Consider the following 17,847-nt stretch of genomic DNA (forward strand, 5'->3'; position numbering starts at 1 on the left):
CAGCCGACGGCCGCCACGATGAAAGGAATCCGAGATGGCCCAGTACATGCTTTCCGTGATCGTCGACCCCAGCGTTTACGACATGCCACTCGAGGAGGCACAGCCGCAGTTCGATGCCACGGGCCGGTTCAACGACGAGCTGAAGGCGGAGGGCTCCTGGGTGTTCGCCGGTGGTCTCGGGCGCGCCGATGAGGCAACCACGGTCGACAACACCGGCACGGAGGTGATCGTCACCGACGGACCGTTCCTCGAAACCAAGGAACTACTCGGTGGATTCTGGGTCATCGAGGCCCCTGATCTCGATGCCGCACTGAAGATTGCGGCGAGGGCGTCGAAGGTCTGTGAGGCCAAAATCGAGATCCGGACCTACGACGGCGCATGACCATAAACTCTCGCTCTGAATCCGAACGAATCGATCGGATCTATCGCGAAGAGTACGGCCGGGTGGTTGCCTCGCTCGCCCGACGCTTCGGCGATCTCGATATCGCCGAAGACGCGGCGGGCGAGGCCCTGCTCATCGCCATCGAGCGGTGGCCGGTCGACGGCATCCCACCCAACCCTGGTGGCTGGCTGACGACCACTGCGAGCCACCGCGCTATAGACAGGATTCGCCGCGAGTCCCTGCGCGACACAAAGCATCAGGCAGCCATGATGATCGAAGATCCGACGCCCCACGAGCCGACCGGACTGGTCGAGGACGACCGCCTTCGGCTCGTATTCACCTGCTGCCACCCGGCTCTCGCGCCCGAAGCGCGCGTTGCTCTCACCTTACGTTTGCTCGGCGGGCTCACGGTCGAGGAAATCGCTCGCGCCTTCCTGGTTGCAGAAACGACTATGGCGCAACGCATTACCCGCGCCAAGGCCAAAATCAAGTCCGCCCACATTCCGTTCCGAGTGCCCGACCGTGACGACGTCACCGATCGGCTGGCCGGTGTCCTGACGGTCATTTACCTCGTCTTCAACGAGGGCTATCTCGCCGGTGCCGGCGAGGATCCGATTCGTGCCGACCTGACCGCCGAGGCGATCCGGCTCGGTCGCATTATGCGGCAACTGTTGCCTGACGACGGCGAGGTCGCCGGCCTGCTCGCCCTCATGCTGCTGACCGATGCGCGCAGCGCCGCCCGCGTCAGAGGCGGGGAACTCGTAACGATCGACGAGCAGGACCGCGGTGGCTGGAACCGTGCTCTCATCTCCGAGGGTCATGCACTGGTGCGTGAATGCCTGGCACGAGTGGCAGCACAGCGATCCCGACCCGGGCAATATCAGCTCTTGGCTGCGATCAACGCAGTCCACACCGACGCCCGGGACGCGCGCGACACCGACTGGAGTCAGGTCGTCGCGCTCTACGACCAGCTGTATGCGATCGCGCCGACCCCGATCGTGGCACTCAATCGGGCTGTCGCCCTTGCCGAACTGGACGGTCCGGACGTTGCGCTGGCGATCATCGACAAGCTCGCCCTCGATCGGTACCACGCCTGGCACGCCGCGCGTGCCGACCTCCTGCGCAGGCTCGGGCACAGTACCGAGGCGCGGTCCGCATACGACGCCGCGATTGCGGCAACGCAGAATTCCGCCGAGCGCGCCTACCTGACGAGGCGGCGCGATCACCTGGTTGCGCGGGGCGGAATCTGAAAAAAGTTTCCGAGGACCTGTCGTATCCGGTCGGCCCCGTTCGTGGCACTTATGAGAGGCAGCAACGGGCCGCCGAACCACACAGGAGATCGACATGACCACCACCGCTCACACCACGTCCACCGCCCGCACCAGCGCCGCTGCAGCCGCCGCATTCTGGCGTCCCGCCGCACTCGCGGCAGTCGGAGCCGCTGCGGCGACGACGGCGGTGGCAGCCGTCGCCCATGCTGCCGGCGTTTCCCTCGCGATCGAAGGCGAGCCGATTCCCCTCGCCGGTTTCGCGCAGCTGACCCTGATCTTCTCCATCATCGGCATCGTTCTCGCCGCCGGGCTGCGCCGATGGGCGGGAAATCCGCGCGTCGCTTTTGTGCGGACCACGGTCGCACTGACGGCCTTGTCGCTGGTCCCCGATGCGATCATCGATGCGTCGGTCGACACCAAGCTCACCCTGATGCTCACACATGTCGTGGCTGCCGTGATCGTGATCCCCGTGATCGCTTCGCGTCTCGTGCCCCGTCGCGGCTGACGGAAATACGGTTCGACCGGCAGGTCATCGGGTATGCCAGTCCTGTAACTGCCTACAGGGCTGGCAAACTGCGCGGACCACGGCGCCGCCGGCTATCTCGCGAACGGCAGGACGGTCTACTGCACACAGGTCGCGCGGACCTGCACCGACGTGTGCCGACTGACAAACGAATCCTTCGTGCCGAACTACCAACGATGCGGAGTGCGCTGCGGGGAGCCTCCGACATCCGGCGATAATCAGTCCGGCCTGTACGACTGCTTCAATTCCGGTGCCCCATATCAGGATTGCGTCGCCGCAATGCCCCGCTAGCTCGGGTCGCGTCCAGTTGCGACGTCAGGCCTTGCGGGCTCCGACGTAGGCGTCCGCCCACGCGCCGATGATGCGGCCGGCCCGCTGCGCCTGACCGGGGCGGGTGAGGAAATGCTCGGAACCTTCGAGGGAGACGAAACTCCGCGGGTGACGTGCGGTGCGAAAGATCTCGCTCGCATTCTCGATCCCGACGGTGTTGTCCGTCGGCGAGTGCAGAACCAGCAGGGGCAGTTTCAGCGCACGGATCTTCTCCTGCAGTCGTGCGTTCCGGACGTCCTCGACAAAGGCCTTCTTAAGGGTGAGCGTTCGCCCGCCGACCATCCATTCGGCGCTGCCCTCCGAGAGGACGCGGTCGACAACGGCGTCGTATTGCTTCTCGGCATGTGCTGGATCGACAGGTGCGCCAACGGTGACGACCGCGCGGACACCGGGTGATTGCCGTGCCGCAGCAATCACTGCAGCGCCGCCGAACGAGTGACCGATCAAGATGTCGGCAGCCGTCCCACGTTCGGTCATGAACTCGCAGGCGCGCACTATGTCGTCGACCTTGACGGTGAACGAACCGTCACCCCAGTCGCCTTCTGAATCGGCGAGGCCGAGAGCGTCGAAGCGAAGCATGCCAATTCCGTCGGCCGCCAACTGTTTACAGATTCGTGCGGACGCGGGGGAGTCCTTGCCGAGGGTGAATCCATGGGCGAAGACACCCCAGCCGCGTATCTTGCCGGATGGTCGATCGATGATTCCGGCGAGTTGCGGTCCTGTGGAGCTGGGAAATGTGACGCGTTCAGCCATCCACGATTTGTATCACTCCAACCGCGTGAGTAATCCCGTTGTGAAGATCGGCCGAAAATTTTCGAGTACTGTCCGTGCCGGTTGCAGACGAATTCGCGTTCGCCTGGGCTTGATTCTTGCCGGGCTCGCGGGACATCGGGCGCACGGACCGTAGCTGAATCGGCCACCTTGTGGTACGCCGAGAAGCACGAGTACGTCTTCCGAAGGGAAGTGTGTATGTGTCGCCTGTTCGGTATGTCGGCCGCGCCGCAGCGAGTGCACGCAACATTCTGGCTTTTGGAAGCGCCGGACAGTTTGGCGCAGCAGAGCCGGCTCGAGCCCGACGGCACCGGGTTGGGAATATTCGCCGCCGACGGATCGCCGCTGGTGGAAAAGGAGCCCATCGCGGCGTATCAGGACGCCGAGTTCGCCCGTGAAGCCAAGGAACGCGAATCGGTCACGTTCATCGCACACATTCGATACGCGTCCACCGGCGGCTTGCTGCCGCGAAATACGCATCCCTTCGAGCAGAAAGGTCGTTTGTTTGCGCACAACGGAGTCGTCGAGGGTCTCGATGATTTGGTAGAAGAACTCGGCGAATACCGAGACCTAGTCGTCGGTGACACCGACTCCGAGCGTGTCTTCGCGCTGATCACCAAACGTACGGACCTCCATAGCGGAGACGTCGCCGCAGGTATTGCCGATGCGGTGCAATGGCTTTCGCAAAATGTGCCGATCTACGCGGTCAATCTGGTGCTGACGACGCCTACCGACCTGTGGGCGCTCCGCTACCCGGACACGCACCCGCTGTACGTGCTCGAGCGGAGCGCGGGCGGACCGCACGGTGGACGCCACCTCGACCATGCCAGCACCGCTGGTCGAGTCCGCGCGCGCAGTGGCGCGTTGGCCGAATACCCAGCTGTGATCGTCGCCAGCGAACGAATGGACGAAGATCCAGGCTGGCGCCCGCTTACCTCCGGTGAATTACTGCACGTCGATGGCGGGCTCAACGTCGACTCGCGCGTCGTTCTCCCTGACGCGCCGCGGTTCCCGCTTACCCTCGATCAATTGACCGCAGGCGCGGCCGCATCGCAAGCCGCGAAGTAGAGCGGCTCATTTTTGCCGGAGGTTGATCTGCGACGCGCGCGGAATGTTGCGCAGGTTAGATTTGGCCATCTGCACCGCTTCGCCCATGCCGCCGTTCATGACGATCTTCGAGATCGCGAGTGCGAAACCCTTGACCTGCTCGCCTGAGATCGTCGGCGGCAGTGACAGGGCGAGCGGATCGGTGACGACGTCGACCAGCGCCGGACCCTCGTGCGCCAACGCTTCTCGCAAACCCGACTCGATGTCGGCGGGATCTTCGATCCGTCGGCCCGATATGCCGAGCGCGGTTGCCACCGCGGCGTAGTCGACGGCGGGTACGTCGACGCCGAAGTCTTTCAAGCCGTCGACGAGCATCTCGAGCTTGACCATGCCGAGCGTCGAATTATTGAACACGACAATCTTCACCGGAAGGCGATACATCGCAACCGTGACCAACTCGCCGAGCAGCATGGACAACCCGCCGTCACCGGATACCGAAATGACCTGCCGACCGGGCTGCGCTGTTTGCGCGCCGATCGCGTGTGGCAAGGCGTTGGCCATCGAACCGTGTAGCGCCGAAGACACGAATCGTCGTAACCCGTTCGGGTTGAGGTACCGCGCAGTCCATACGTTGCACATGCCTGTATCGGAGGTGAAGATCGCGTCGTCGGCTGCGAGATCGTCGAGGATCGAGGCCACGTACTCGGGGTGAATGGGCCGTCGTTGTTTGACGGGTGTCGTATATGCGCCAACAACTTTCGTCATCAGCTTGCGGTGCAACTCGAGATTGCGCTCGAGGAAAGTCCGGTCGGATTTGCGCTGTACGAGCGGCGCCAATGCGGCGAGTGTTGCCCGTACGTCGCCGTGGACGGCGAGGTCGACGCTGGTGCGACGGCCGAATTTTTCTGCGGCAATGTCGATCTGGGCAGTTTTGACGTTGTGGGGGAGGAATTGGTCATAGGGGAAGTCGGTGCCGACGAGCAGAAGCAGATCGGTGTCGTGGATGCCGGCGTTTGCAGCGCCGTAGCCGAGCAGGCCGGTCATCCCGACGTCGAGCGGGTTGTCGTACTGGATCCATTCCTTCCCGCGTAGCGAATGCCCGATCGGCGCAGCGACGGTGTCGGCGAATGCAATGAGTTCGTCGTGCGCGCCGCGCACCCCTGCGCCTGCGAAGACCGCGACTCGGCTTGCCTGGTTTATCGCGTCGGCGAGCGCGCGGATATCGGATTCGGCGGGCTGAAGGGTCGGCTGCGCCGTGCGAACCGCCCTCGGCGCCGGCACTGACGCACGCATCGCGGCAATGTCACCGGGCAGCGTGATGACCGAAACCCCCATGCGGGCAACGGCATGCTGAATCGCGCTGTGCACGACGCGCGGCGACTGCTCAGGTGTGCTGATCAGCTCCGCGTAGTGCGAGCACTCCACGAACAGTCGGTCCGGGTGAGTTTCCTGAAAGTACGACGTGCCGATCTGCGAGCTCGGAATGTGCGACGCAATCGCGAGAACCGGTGCACCCGAACGATGTGCGTCATAGAGGCCGTTGATGAGGTGCAGGTTTCCCGGACCGCACGACCCGGCGCAGACAGCGAGCTCGCCAGTGATCTGCGCGTCGGCGGCCGCTGCGAACGCAGCAGCTTCCTCGTGTCGCACATGAATCCAGTCGATTCCGCCCTGGGCGGCTCCACCGGTTTTGCGGACGGCGTCGACGATGGGGTTGAGACTGTCGCCAACGATTCCGTAGATCCGTTTGACACCGGTGTCCCGCAGCTGCTCGACGAGTTGCTCTGCCACCGTTTGCGCTGCCATCGGAACCACCTCTTCGAGACGACGACTATTGCCGCACGGTAACACCCGAGGGTTCGGTTGGTAGGGCGAAAGGCGTTGGAGTTTCCCCTGAATAGGTGCTCAGCGGACCGGGTCGGCGGCTCCGGCGAAGGCGGGCGTCTGCGAAGTCGAATCATCCTTCGGGAGGAATCGATGGATCAAGCCGAATGCGGTCGCGTAGGTGGTCGGGAAGTGGCGCTTCAGGTGCCAGACCACGGTGGCGTCCAGTTGCGGCACGACGTAGAGCTGCCCTCTGTCGTTGGCGTCGAGGGTTGTCCTGGCAACTGTATCTGCGGAAAACCCCGTCCAGCGCATGAGAAACTCTCCGAGCCCGGCCGACGGCCCACTGATTCGGGTCGAGTCGAGAATGTTGGTTTTCACGAAGGTCGGGCACAACACGGTGACCGATACGCCGCTCCCACTGAGTTCGGCGGCCATGGTCTCCGACAGTGACATGACCCCGGCCTTCGAGACGTTGTATGCGCCCATCCCAGGCGCGGCAGCGAAGCCGGCCGCGGAGGCGACATTGATGATCCCGGTTCGGCGATCTTGTGCGCGAAGCTGTTTCGTGAAGAGCTCACAGCCGTGGACGACACCCCAGAGGTTGATCCCGAGTGTCCACTCCCAGTCGTCGAGTCCGATGTCGCCGACCTCTTTCCCACCGATCCCGACGCCGGCGTTGTTGATCACCAGGGTCGGTGGTCCGCCGAAGATCAGCTCCGTGTGCATTGCCAGGCTTTCGACGTCTTTCCGGTTGGAGACGTCACACAGGACTGCGTGCGCCTTGCCGGGGTGCGAACGGGCGATCAGTCTGACGGTGTCGTCGGCGCGGTTCTTGTCGATGTCCGCGCAGATAACTTCGCCGCCTCGTTTGGCGAGTTCGATTGCGAATGCACGGCCGATTCCACTGCCGGCGCCGGTGACTACGGCACGGGCATTCCGGGAGGGGCCGGGAGCGAAGCAGTGTCTCGAGTCCGAACATGGGTCAGCCCACCTGTTTCTGTGTAGTCGATCGCACACAGCGTCCGCCATGACTGTGCCAGTTGTCAATGGCGTGATCGCGCTGCGCCGGCACGAGAGCCCGTCGCGGCGCGGCAACCACGCCATTGACAACTGGCACAGTTAGTGCTGACATAAAGGTGTCGCGCGAATGCCGCCGATCGAGCGCACGGTCTCGGAGCGGCATTGAATTTGGTCTTCCTGCTATGGATTTGGAGAAACTGCAATGGCGCTGGATCTCGAGGAAACGCTCGCTAAGGTCAAAGAGCGGCAATGGGCCCTCGCTGACATCGATTGGGACGCGCCGGGCGCGGAGACCATCAGCGCGGAGTTCAAACCGAAGCTGAAGGCATTCATGGCCGATCTGGCGTGGATCGAGAACGTCGGAGCGCGGGGCTTTGCAGCACTGGCGCGGAAAGCCCCCAACGACACTCTGCGGGAGATCTACACGTACTTCCATGCCGAGGAGCAACGTCACGCCAATGCAGAACTCGCGCTGATGAAGCGGTGGGGAATGCTCGACGACGGCGAGATGCCCGAACCCAACGTCAATATCAGAATGGCGATGGACTGGCTGGATCGATTCGGCGACGACATGTCGATGTCCGCGCTCGGAACGGTCATCCCGATGCTCGAGGTAGCACTCGACGGCGCGTTGTTGAAGTTCCTCCTCGAGGAGGTACATGATCCGGTCTGCGATCAAGTGTTCGCCAAGATCAACAACGACGAATCACGCCACATCGCAGTCGGTTTCGAGGTCCTGGACATGCTCGGTCATGGCAAACTCCGAAAACTGCTGATCGAGTTCGTCGGCACCGTTGCGTCGCCGAGCTTGATAGTCGGAGCGGCCGTATATATTCCGTTGCTCAATCGCACGCGCAACGAAGTCGTCGACATGGGATTTGCGGCCGAACGCTTGTACTTCGCGATGGACCGTTTCAAGAAGCTCGGCGACCGCAGCACATTCACCCCTCGCATGCCGCTCTACCAAGTGGTCAAATGGCATGCCAGCCTGGTGGTCAACTCCAAGCATCCCTACCATCTGCTCGCCAACACCATGGTGTGGGCGAGCGACCGGATTCCGCGTCGAGCGTTCCCTGCGATCCCGTCCTGGTTCAACGAGATCACTCACGAACCTGTGAGCGTCGGCACCGCACGTCAGGAGTCGGCGGCATGACCGAAGACCATACCTTTACGACGCTGATCATCGGCGCCGGCTTCAGCGGCCTCGGCACAGCGTTCAAACTCAAAGCAGCAGGTATCGACGACATCGTCCTGCTCGAGCGGTCGGACCGTCTCGGTGGAACTTGGCGCGACAACACCTATCCCGGTGCGGCCGTGGATATTCCGTCGATGCTGTATTCCTTCTCCTTCGCGCCGAACCCCAATTGGTCGCGCACGTTCGCGCCGGGGCCGGAGATCTGCAGGCATATCGAGGGACTGGCCGACCGCTTGGATGTTCGTCGCAATATCCGGTTCAACGTGGAGGTCGTCGCTCTGGACTTCGACGAAGTCGAGGGCATCTGGATTGTCTCGACCGACACGGGCGAGCGCGTCCGTGCCCGCACGATCGTCAGCGCCGCGGGCCCTCTGACTGACTCGAGTTTCCCCAAGATCAACGGGATCGACAGCTTTCAGGGGCAGAAGATCCTCAGCTCGAAATGGAATCACGACTACGACATGGCAGGTAAGCACGTCGCGGTGATCGGCACCGGTGCCAGTGCCGTGCAGATCGTCCCGGAACTGGTGAAGACTGCGAAATCGGTCAAGGTGTTTCAACGAACACCTGGCTGGATACTGCCGCGACCGGATTTCCCGATCCCCACGGCACTGCAGAAGGTGTACGCCGCAGTCCCTGCAACCCAACGGCTGTCACGTGCAGCCCTCTATTACGGCCACGAAACGTTGGCGACCGGGTTGGTGTGGAATTCACCAGTTACCACGCTGATCCAAAAGGTCGCCATGGCCAATCTGCGAACACAGGTTCGCGATCCTTGGCTGCGCCGCCAACTCACCCCCGAGTTCCGCGCCGGCTGTAAACGGTTGATCGCCTCCAGTGATTTCTATCCCGCGTTGCAAGCTGACAACTGCAAACTGATCACTTGGCCGATCGCGCGCATCTCTGAGAACGGCATCCGAACTGCGGAAGGCATTGAGCACCAGTTCGATTGCATCGTGTTCGCCACCGGCTACGACGTCCATCTCGACGGACCGCCGTACCCGGTGACCGGACTCGGTGGGCGCACTCTGAAAGAGAAATGGCAAGGTCACGCCTTTGCCTACAAGAGCGCTCACACGCACGGGTTCCCGAACCTGTTCCTCACCAACGGTCCGAACTCTGGTCCAGGCCACAATTCGCTGCTGGTGTACCTCGAGGGGCAGATCGACTACGCGGTCAAAGGCATCAAGACGATCGTGGACAACGACCTGCGCTATCTCGACGTTCGCGAGGACGTCGAGCGGAGGTACAACGAGCGGGTCCAGAAGCGACTCGAGCGCACGACCTGGATGACCGGGTGTCGCAGCTGGTACCTCACAGCCGACGGTTACAACGCCTCGATGTATCCGGGATTCGCAACCCAGTATCTCGCGCAGATGCGCAAGTTCGATGCGCGGGATTACCTGATGGTCCAACGTAGCCCGCATTCGACGACTCGTACGTCGGTCGCGTTCGCGCAGTGACTTCGGCGGGGTAGGCGAAACACGTTTTCCTCGTGCGGATTCCGTCGATCGCACGCTATGTTTGGCGTGGTTGAATTCCCACACGCGCCCATCGTGGACTGGCGCAGTTTACGATGGGTCGTATGGAATTACGAGGCGGTGTGATCACGTGAGAGCTGCGAGGCCGCTGCGACTGCGCGCGGATCAGGTGGGCTGACCGTTGGCACGCGCGCCCCGTGAGCCGGGCTCCCCGTTGGAAGCGCTGTTGGAGTCGGTGCTTCGCGCGCCTGCACACGCGAGTCGTCGCCCTCGCGCGGCCATCGACACAGCGGTTCGCCATCTACTCGAGGCAGCCGTCGCGTCCCTGCAGGGCGGCGACCGTGGCGGGCACGATCGGTATCGGATCGACGACCTCGCACGTGAAACCGGTGTTACCACCCGCAACATCCGCGCCTATCAGGAACGCGGTCTCCTACCGCCGCCGCAGAAGAGTGGCCGCGTCGCATACTTCGACGACAGCCACGTGGCGCGGCTGGAGCTGATCACTTCGATGCTCGACCGCGGCTACACCCTCGCCCACATCGGTGAAATGCTCGCGGCGTGGCAGGGCGGTCGCGATCTTGCGGGGATTCTGGGTTTGGAGTTGGTTCGGCCGTGGGCCGCCGACAGGCCGACCCGGATGCCGATGCCGAAGGTCCGGGAATTGGCCGGCGACGCAGCCGGTTTGTCTCGCCTGGTCGCTGACGGGCTGGTCGAGTTGGGCGAAACCGACGCTCTCGTGCACCGGCCGCTACTTTTACAAGCCTTCGCGGAGACGCGTTCCTATGGCATGTCGATGGATGCGATCCTCGCCGTACACGAGCGCGTGGCGCCGCTCGTCGACGAGATCGCGAACATTTTGGTCGACGCTGGAACGGCTCACGTCGCGGCGTCCAAACCCGTTGCCCGCGAAGATTTTTTCGACGAGCAGACAATGACGAAGTTCGTCGCCATGCTCGTCCGCATTCGTGCGCTGGCCTCGGACTCCGTGCGCGCGTCCCTCGAGAGCGCGATCGAAGGCCGGATCGAAGCGTCGCTCGGCGACTATCTTGCTCGCGCGGCAAAGCGCCACAACTCGACCGCTGCACCTCGACTGTCGGGTGTCGGCGATCGGTGATTCACGCTGACTGGGCGTTACCGGTGGCGCACCCCGCGTGTCGCCGCGAGAGGGCCGTGACGGCGGCGCCCCCCGCGTGTCGCCGCCGGGTATGCCCGCTCGGCGAGAGGCAAGATGCCGAGCCGAACTGTCGCTGATCATTACTGCGATTCGTTTTGCCGAGCATCCGAGTGCGATTCCGGGCAGCTGCATCTGTCGATCAGCGTGAAAGGTCTGACGAAGACACTCCTGACCGAAAGTTGAGACTCAGTCCGACGCGTCGAGCACTGCCATCGCGGCGTTGTGCCCGGGGATTCCGCTGACACCGCCGCCGCGTCGTGCTCCGGCTCCGCACAACAGGATTCGGTCGTACTCGGTCTCGACGCCCCAGCGTCCGACGTCATCCGGGTCATCGGCAAAGGGCCACTGCAGGTCCCGATGGAAGATGTGGCCAGCGGGCAGGCCGAGTTCGGATTCGAGGTCGAGCGGTGTCTTCGCTTCGACACATAGCGCGCCGTCAGGTGTTCGCGAGATGCAGTCCTCGATCGGCTCGTCGAGCACGCTGTTCAACGATGCAAGGGTCGCGCGCAATGCGGCGGCGCGGGCAATATCGTTGTGGTCGTTGAACAATCGCGCCGGCATGTGCAGGCCGAAGAGCGTGAGCGTATGCCGGCCCGCGTCGCGTTCGGACGGACCGAGAATCGACGGATCCGTGAGGGAGTGACAGTAGATCTCGCAGGGCGGCACCGTGGGTATTCGGCCGCCGGCAGCCTGGGAGTATGCGGTTTGCAGCTGGTCGAACGATTCGTTGACGTGCAGGGTCCCGCCGAAGGCATCGGCGGGGGAGACCGCTGTGTCGCGAAGCCGAGGCAGCCGGTCCAACACCATGTTCACCTTGAGTTGTGCGCCCTCGGGCCGCCCGGTCGGGTGTTCGCCAAGCAGTCCGGAGAGCCGTGCTGGGGCGACGTTGGCGAGAATATGCCTGCCATGGGCGACGTGCTCGTTGTCCGCGTAGCGATAGCGGACCTCGCCGTCGGGTGAAACGGCCAGCACTTCGGCGCCGGTGAGCAACTTTGCACCTGCACGCTGGGCCGCCCCTGTCAGCGCCGCCGTCACTGCGCCCATCCCTCCGACTGGAACATCCCACGCGCCCGTACCACGTCCGATGACGTGATAGAGCAGGCAACGGTTCTGGGTCAGGTCGGGGTCGTCGGCTGTCGTAAAAGTGCCGATCAGCGCGTCGGTCAGCACAATGCCGCGCACGGTGTCGTCCGTGAACCACTCGCGCAACGTCTGGCCGAGCGGCCGTTCGAAGAACACTGACCAGGCTTCCGCGTCGGCGATCATGGCTTCGAACGTCGACCGATCTACGAGCGGTCGAGTCAGAGAATCGAAGACTGGACCGGCGACGCGGGAAGTCAAGTCGTAGAACCGTTCCCAGGACGCGAAGTCTCGGTCGGATCCCGTCAGTCGACGAAACGACGCCGCGGTGCGTTCGCGATTTCCGGTGTCGACGAGGAGTCCGCCGTCGCCACGTGGCGTGTAGGAGGAGATGTTGCGCTGACGCAGTTCGACGTCGATGCCGAGGTCTGTAGCGATCTTCTCCGGTAACAGGCTGACCAGGTACGAATACCGCGACAGCCGCACATCGACGCCGGGGAAGGCCCGGAAAGACACAGCGGCACCGCCCAATTCGTCTCGGCGTTCCAGGACGAGCACCCTACGGCCGGTGCGTGCCAAGTAGGCGGCGGCAACGAGACCGTTGTGGCCGCCACCGACGATCACGGCATCGTAGGAATTCATGCGCCTCACGGTATCCGAAGAGTTAGTTGCCTGCGGCAGTCAACTATCTATACTGAGAGGATGAGCCGACTCGAGAACCTGCTCGGCGCGCAAGCCCTGGCAGTGACCGATCGATTGCTGGCCGCCGACGGCGACGAAGGGGTCGACCTGTCGGCATCAGGCCGTGCAGCGTTGGTGACGCTGCTCGCGCATCCGGATCACGCGGTGTCGTGGCTCGGCGGCGTACTCGGATTGTCGAGTTCGGGGGTCACGCGACTGGTCGATCGACTGGTCGCCGCGGACTTGGTGACCCGAACTGCCGGTGCGGACGCGCGAAGTCGACGAATCAGGTTGACCGAGAAAGGCATCGGACGCGCAGAGGTCATTCTGCGCGCACGAAGGGCTGCGATCGCTGACGTGCTCGGTTCGTTCTCCGACCGCGATCGAGGGGAGTTCGAGCGGCTCCTGGGCCAACTGGTCGGGGCACTGGCCGAGACGCGAATGCCTGCGCTGCAGGTATGCCGACTATGCGATCGGTCGGCGTGCGCATCCGGTGGCGCCGAATGCCCGCTCGCGCACACGGTGCCTGCGGAGGGCGACGATGACTGACCTGACCACCAGGGAAACCACGCAGGCCATCCCGACAATCCGGACGGTCCTGCCCGGCGCAGCGATGATCGCAGTCACCTTCGGCCTGGCTCGCTACGGCTACGGATTGCTGTTGCCCGAAATGCAGTCCGAGTTGGCACTCACGTCCGGCGAGGCGGGACTGATCGCGTCGGGCACCTACCTGTCGTATCTTGTTGCCAACGTCGGCGTGGTCGCTGTCGCGAGTCGGCTGGGTGCACGCGCGGCCATCGGTGTCGCTGCGGCGTTCGCTGCGATTGGGATGACGGTAATTGCCGTTGCGGAGAGTGCCGCCATGATGGCCGTAGGGATCCTGGTTGCAGGTGCGGCAGCAGGTTTCGCTTTTCCGCCGTACGCAGACCTCGTCGCCCGGCACGTCTCGGAACCGCGCCGGGATCTCGCCTGGTCGGCGATCAGTTCCGGCACCGGGTGGGGCGTCGCCATCGCCGGACCGATCGCCATCGTTGCGGGTGACCAGTGGCGGATCGCCTGGATGGTGTTCGTAGCCCTCGCTGTCGGGGTGGGGGTTGTCGCCGTGCTGGCCGCGCCGACGCAGGACGTTGGTGCCCAACTGCGCCGTCCACAGCTGAGCTGGACCTGGTTCTTCTGCCCGAAGTCACGCCCTCTGCTTGTTTCTGCCGTCCTCGTCGGCACGGGGAGCGCGGTGTGGTGGGCGTTCAGCGTCGACGCCCTGCGGCATGCCGGTCTCGACGCCACGTCGGCCAGGATCGTCTATGCGGTGTGCGGCGTCGCAGGCATCCTGGCGTCCGCAAGCGGTGTCGTGTTTTCGCGCTTCGGTCTCCGTACAGGCTATTTCGTGGCTTCTGTCCTACTCGCGGGATCGCTCGCGCTTCTGGCGGTGGCGGGCGGAAGCGTGCCCGGAGCGCTGACAGCAGCAATCTTGTTCGGCGTGTGCTACAACACCGTCATTGCGGCGCAGGGGATTTGGAGCGCCCGAGTATTCGCCGAGCACCCGTCCGCCGGCTTGGCCGCCATCAGTACCGCACTCACGATAGGAACGTTTGCCGGGCCCAGCATCGCAGGCGTGGCAATCACGCAGTTCGGCTATCCGGCGACGCTCACGGGAGCGACCGCCGCAATTCTCGCTGCGCTCGTGTTCTGCCCGCCCAGCGGGCGGCAGCGGCAAATTCTCGCCGAACATCAGTGTGCGGGCTGCGCCCCCGTGCGCGATTAGCGAGTCCCTGGACTCCCCAACCGCGCACAGGGGTGCTGCCCCTACAATCCAGGTGACCTGATGTGTTGGTGTCGAGGAGGCCACATGCCCCGCCGTGATCCGCCGGTTGCTCCGATGGCCGGCATGCGTTCACCGAAGGCAGGCGACGCCGTCATCGAGTCGCTGCGCCGCGATATCACCTCGGCGCGGCTGCCTTTGGGCTCGCGACTGCCCAACGAGCGCGAACTCGCCGCGCATTACGGAGTCAGCCAGCCGACGGTGCGCGAGGCAGTTCGCGCACTCGAGGCTATGGGCCTCGTCCAGGTGCGGCACGGTAGCGGAGTGTTCGTCCGAGGTGACAGCGACTACCTCGTCGCAACGGCGTTGCAGATTCTCATGCAGATGAAGGACGTCGGACTGGTCGACGCACTGGACGTGCGAGGCGCTCTCGGGTTGCAGTCCGCGCGCGCTGCGGCAAAGAATGCAACCGACGCCGACCTCGCTGCACTCGAAGACGCGTTCGCCGTGCTTGGCGATGCGGCGAAGCTGCGTGACTTCGACTCCCTGATCGCGGCGGTCACCGGGTTCCAAGTCGTGTTGTCGCGCGCGGGACACAACGAATTGACCGCGGCGATCGAGAACGTCCTCGTCTCGCTCATCATGCACATGCAGTTCAAGGTGTTGCAGCGCAGAGGCATTCGCTTCTGGCAGCAGCGCACCACCGAATTCCAGCCTGACCGGCGCAAGATTCTCGACGCAGTTCGCAGTCACGATTCCGCTGCTGCGGTGGCCGCAATGTCCGACTACCTCGACCACCAGCGCCGCTACTTCACGGACGACCCGGAACTCGCGACACTGCGACTCTCCGATCCCGAAGCGGTACGGATCGCGGCCGACGTCGAGTTTCGTCGCGACGCGTAAAGGTCCGTGACTGCCGCGACGATGCTGTCGGCAGTGGGATACAGCGGCTTCTCCATCGCCGGGCTGAACGGTACGTGCACGTCCGGTGCGGTCAGTCGGCGGACCGGTGCGCGTAGGTCGGCAAAGGCCTGTTCGCTGATCACCGCCGAAATCTCGCTTGCTGCACTGCATGTGCGGGGTGCAGGGTCGACGACGAGCAGACGACCGGTTTTGCGGACGGACGCGACAATCGTGTCGGTGTCCAACGGCGACAGCGTGCGAGGGTCGATGAGCTCGATCGAGATATCGCGCGCAGCAAGCAGATCGGCCGCCTTCTTGGCAAGCTGAACCGCGCCGGCAATAGCCACGACGGTCACGTCGGTGCCGGAACGGACGATGTTGGCGACACCGAGTTCGAGCGTGTACGGCTCGTCCGGAACCTCCTCCTTGCGCGACCAGAGCGTGGCGTCCTCGAAAACCAGTACGGGGTCGTTGCATTCGACTGCGGCACGAAGCAAGCCCTTCGCCTCGTAGGCGCTGGACGGAACAACGATATTCAAACCCGGGACGTTCATGAACATGGCGTACGGGCGGTCCGAGTGATGCGCCGCCGACGCCGCGCCGTACCACATGCTGGCGCGAAACACGATGGGGATGCTCGCCTGACCGCCGAATATGTACCGGTTTTTCGCGGCTTGATTGACCAACTGGTCCATCGCGAGATACATGAACGTCGCGTAGCTGTAGTCGACGATGGGCCGGAGTCCGGTCATCGCCGCACCGATTGCGACCCCGGTGAAACCGGCCTCCGAAATCGGCATGTTCATGATTCGGTCCAGGCCGAACTCGGAGACGAATCCTGGTGCTGTTCCGTATAGATTCGCGCGCACGTCCTCGCCCATGAGGACGACGGTGTCGTCGGATCGCAGCGCATCACGTTGTGCCGCAGCGATAGCGGCCAGATAGTTGAGCCGGGTCATCGGGTCACTCCCACTTTCCGGTCGGTGTAGACGTCGTCGAATGCGGCACTCGCGTCGGGCATCGGGCTTTCGTGGGCGAACTGCAGACAGTCGTCGATATCGTTGTGCACACCTGCTTCGACGGCAGCGATGTCGTTGTCGGAACAGCCTCGCGCCCGAAGCCGCTGTGCCGCAATAGCAATCGGATCACGGTCACGCCACGCGGCAATTTCCTCCGCCTTCCGCGCCGCGCCCGCATACGCGTCACGGAAACGCAGTCCCTCCGAGTGGTCTCGGTAGCGATAGGTGAGGACTTCGATCAGCGACGGACCGTCGCCGGACCGTGCGCGGGTCACCGCCGCCGAAACCACGTCGTGCACTGCCTCTACGTCCTGACCGTCGTCGACCCGTATACCGGGCAGGCCGAAACCGGTTGCGCGGTCGGCGATCCGGGTATGTTTCGTGACCTCTGCCATCGGGGTCAGCGATGCGTACTGATTGTTCTCGCACAGGAAGATCATCGGCAGATCCCATGTGGCGGCCATGTTCATACTCTCGTAGAGCACGCCCTGGTTTGCGCCGCCGTCGCCGAAGAAAGTGAGGGCAACGCGACCGTTCTGCTTGATCTTCGACGAGAGCGCCGCGCCTGTCGCGACGGGTACGCCGCCGGCGATGATCGCGCTCTCACCGAGCGAACCGACACTGAAATCGGCGAGATGCATCGAGCCACCTTTGCCCCGGCACACGCCGGTCGCGCGGCCGAGGATTTCCGCCATGAGTCCGCGCAGCGACGCATTCTTGCCGATCGGGTGCCCATGGGATCGATGATTACCGGTGATGTAGTCCGAATCCTGCAGTGCCATGCAGCTTCCGACGATTTGCGCTTCCTGGCCGATACTGAGATGAATCGAACCCGGAAGTTCACCGCGGGCAGCCATCTGCTGGACGGATTCCTCGAACATTCGAATACGCAACATGCGGCGATACATTTCGGTCAAGGCTTCGGTGGACGTCACGGTCACCCTTTCGAGTCGGAGTAGGGATCCACGTAACCGGCTTCGTTGCCGGCCGCGGGAATGAAGTCTGGGCGCGCGCTGTAGACCGCGATGAATCGCGAGCCCTCGGGACCGGACCGTAACGGCCCCCAGAACGCACCCGGATCCTCATGGTGGAAGAAGCCCGGTACGCAGACCTGCGGTTCGTCGTCGCCGACGAGCCACGACCCGTCGAGTAGGAAATGACTCACCGCACTGCTGTGCGAATGTCGCGGAACTCTGGTGTGGGGCGGGTGTTTGACGATGTAGAACCACGGCCCCCTTTCGTCTCCCGGCCTGCCTAGGTACTTGCCCAGATTCCCGATCGCGGCAGGTACGGTGCCGTCGAAGCCGTAGAGATCCGAGACCGGCACCCATTCGATTTCGTGTTCGTAGACGTCGAACGAGTCGGGCGCGCACATGAGCGC

At 63.7% G+C, this 17,847-nt stretch carries 17 protein-coding genes; 10 read left to right on the top strand and 7 right to left on the bottom strand.

Features of this window, described 5'->3' with window-relative positions:
• The first annotated feature begins 34 nt into the window (after positions 1–34).
• The 3 genes from JGU72_RS21215 (at position 35) to JGU72_RS21225 (ending at position 2,158) form a co-directional block, all read left to right on the top strand.
• Positions 35–382 carry a YciI family protein gene (locus tag JGU72_RS21215; protein ID WP_199686013.1) on the top strand — a complete coding sequence of 116 codons (348 nt, stop codon included), beginning with the start codon at positions 35–37 and terminating at the stop codon, positions 380–382.
• Positions 379–1,632: an RNA polymerase sigma factor gene (locus JGU72_RS21220; RefSeq protein WP_199686014.1), complete on the top strand. Its 1,254-nt coding sequence runs from the start codon at positions 379–381 to the stop codon at positions 1,630–1,632. The genes JGU72_RS21215 and JGU72_RS21220 overlap by 4 nt, the downstream gene beginning before the upstream one ends.
• Positions 1,633–1,726: 94 nt before the next feature.
• Positions 1,727–2,158 carry a DUF6069 family protein gene (locus tag JGU72_RS21225; RefSeq protein WP_199686015.1) on the top strand — a complete coding sequence of 144 codons (432 nt, stop codon included), beginning with the start codon at positions 1,727–1,729 and terminating at the stop codon, positions 2,156–2,158.
• A gap of 333 nt (positions 2,159–2,491) precedes the next feature.
• On the opposite strand, the gene JGU72_RS21230 is transcribed toward JGU72_RS21225, so the two are convergent.
• Positions 2,492–3,259: an alpha/beta hydrolase family protein gene (locus tag JGU72_RS21230; RefSeq protein WP_199686016.1), complete on the bottom strand. Its 768-nt coding sequence runs from the start codon at positions 3,257–3,259 to the stop codon at positions 2,492–2,494.
• A 216-nt stretch (positions 3,260–3,475) separates the two neighbouring features.
• Here JGU72_RS21230 and JGU72_RS21235 point away from each other — a divergent pair, with 216 nt between their 5' ends.
• A complete protein-coding gene (locus JGU72_RS21235; protein WP_199686017.1) occupies positions 3,476–4,345 on the top strand; it encodes a class II glutamine amidotransferase in 870 nt (289 codons plus the stop codon).
• A 6-nt stretch (positions 4,346–4,351) separates the two neighbouring features.
• On the opposite strand, the gene JGU72_RS21240 is transcribed toward JGU72_RS21235, so the two are convergent.
• Together JGU72_RS21240 and JGU72_RS21245 are read right to left on the bottom strand one after the other, a co-directional pair.
• Complete coding sequence (locus tag JGU72_RS21240) at positions 4,352–6,130, bottom strand: pyruvate dehydrogenase (protein ID WP_199686018.1); 1,779 nt, start codon at positions 6,128–6,130, stop codon at positions 4,352–4,354.
• 99 nt (positions 6,131–6,229) lie between these two features.
• Positions 6,230–7,180, bottom strand: coding sequence for an SDR family NAD(P)-dependent oxidoreductase (locus JGU72_RS21245; protein ID WP_199686019.1), 951 nt, complete (start codon positions 7,178–7,180; stop codon positions 6,230–6,232).
• Positions 7,181–7,373: 193 nt separating this feature from the next.
• Here JGU72_RS21245 and JGU72_RS21250 point away from each other — a divergent pair, with 193 nt between their 5' ends.
• The 3 genes from JGU72_RS21250 (at position 7,374) to JGU72_RS21260 (ending at position 10,964) form a co-directional block, all read left to right on the top strand.
• Positions 7,374–8,324 (top strand): ferritin-like domain-containing protein, encoded by a 951-nt coding sequence (locus tag JGU72_RS21250; protein WP_199686020.1) that lies wholly within the window; start codon positions 7,374–7,376, stop codon positions 8,322–8,324.
• Positions 8,321–9,829 carry a flavin-containing monooxygenase gene (locus tag JGU72_RS21255; protein WP_199686021.1) on the top strand — a complete coding sequence of 503 codons (1,509 nt, stop codon included), beginning with the start codon at positions 8,321–8,323 and terminating at the stop codon, positions 9,827–9,829. Before JGU72_RS21250 ends, JGU72_RS21255 begins: the two co-directional genes overlap by 4 nt.
• Positions 9,830–10,028: 199 nt before the next feature.
• Positions 10,029–10,964 (top strand): MerR family transcriptional regulator, encoded by a 936-nt coding sequence (locus tag JGU72_RS21260; RefSeq protein ID WP_199686022.1) that lies wholly within the window; start codon positions 10,029–10,031, stop codon positions 10,962–10,964.
• Between the two features lie 246 nt (positions 10,965–11,210).
• On the opposite strand, the gene JGU72_RS21265 is transcribed toward JGU72_RS21260, so the two are convergent.
• Positions 11,211–12,746 carry a phytoene desaturase family protein gene (locus JGU72_RS21265; RefSeq protein ID WP_199686023.1) on the bottom strand — a complete coding sequence of 512 codons (1,536 nt, stop codon included), beginning with the start codon at positions 12,744–12,746 and terminating at the stop codon, positions 11,211–11,213.
• Between the two features lie 60 nt (positions 12,747–12,806).
• Between JGU72_RS21265 and JGU72_RS21270 the strand changes: the two genes are divergently transcribed.
• The 3 genes from JGU72_RS21270 (at position 12,807) to JGU72_RS21280 (ending at position 15,447) form a co-directional block, all read left to right on the top strand.
• Complete coding sequence (locus JGU72_RS21270) at positions 12,807–13,334, top strand: MarR family winged helix-turn-helix transcriptional regulator (RefSeq protein ID WP_199686024.1); 528 nt, start codon at positions 12,807–12,809, stop codon at positions 13,332–13,334.
• Entirely contained in the window at positions 13,327–14,547 is a 1,221-nt protein-coding gene (locus tag JGU72_RS21275) for an MFS transporter (protein ID WP_199686025.1), read from the top strand. The genes JGU72_RS21270 and JGU72_RS21275 overlap by 8 nt, the downstream gene beginning before the upstream one ends.
• An 84-nt stretch (positions 14,548–14,631) precedes the next feature.
• A complete protein-coding gene (locus JGU72_RS21280) occupies positions 14,632–15,447 on the top strand; it encodes a FadR/GntR family transcriptional regulator (protein ID WP_199686026.1) in 816 nt (271 codons plus the stop codon).
• Here the strand turns inward: JGU72_RS21280 and JGU72_RS21285 are convergent.
• The 3 genes from JGU72_RS21285 to JGU72_RS21295 are packed head-to-tail and all read right to left on the bottom strand — an operon-like array spanning position 15,351 to position 17,841.
• Entirely contained in the window at positions 15,351–16,406 is a 1,056-nt protein-coding gene (locus JGU72_RS21285; protein ID WP_199686027.1) for an alpha-ketoacid dehydrogenase subunit beta, read from the bottom strand. The genes JGU72_RS21280 and JGU72_RS21285 overlap by 97 nt on opposite strands.
• Positions 16,403–17,401: a thiamine pyrophosphate-dependent dehydrogenase E1 component subunit alpha gene (locus tag JGU72_RS21290; RefSeq protein ID WP_199686028.1), complete on the bottom strand. Its 999-nt coding sequence runs from the start codon at positions 17,399–17,401 to the stop codon at positions 16,403–16,405. Before JGU72_RS21290 ends, JGU72_RS21285 begins: the two co-directional genes overlap by 4 nt.
• A gap of 2 nt (positions 17,402–17,403) precedes the next feature.
• Positions 17,404–17,841, bottom strand: a complete 438-nt coding sequence (locus JGU72_RS21295) for a cupin domain-containing protein (RefSeq protein ID WP_199686029.1) — start codon at positions 17,839–17,841, stop codon at positions 17,404–17,406.
• Positions 17,842–17,847: the final 6 nt, after the last annotated feature.

This window comes from Antrihabitans auranticaus (assembly GCF_016481275.1).
Taxonomy (GTDB): domain Bacteria; phylum Actinomycetota; class Actinomycetes; order Mycobacteriales; family Mycobacteriaceae; genus Antrihabitans.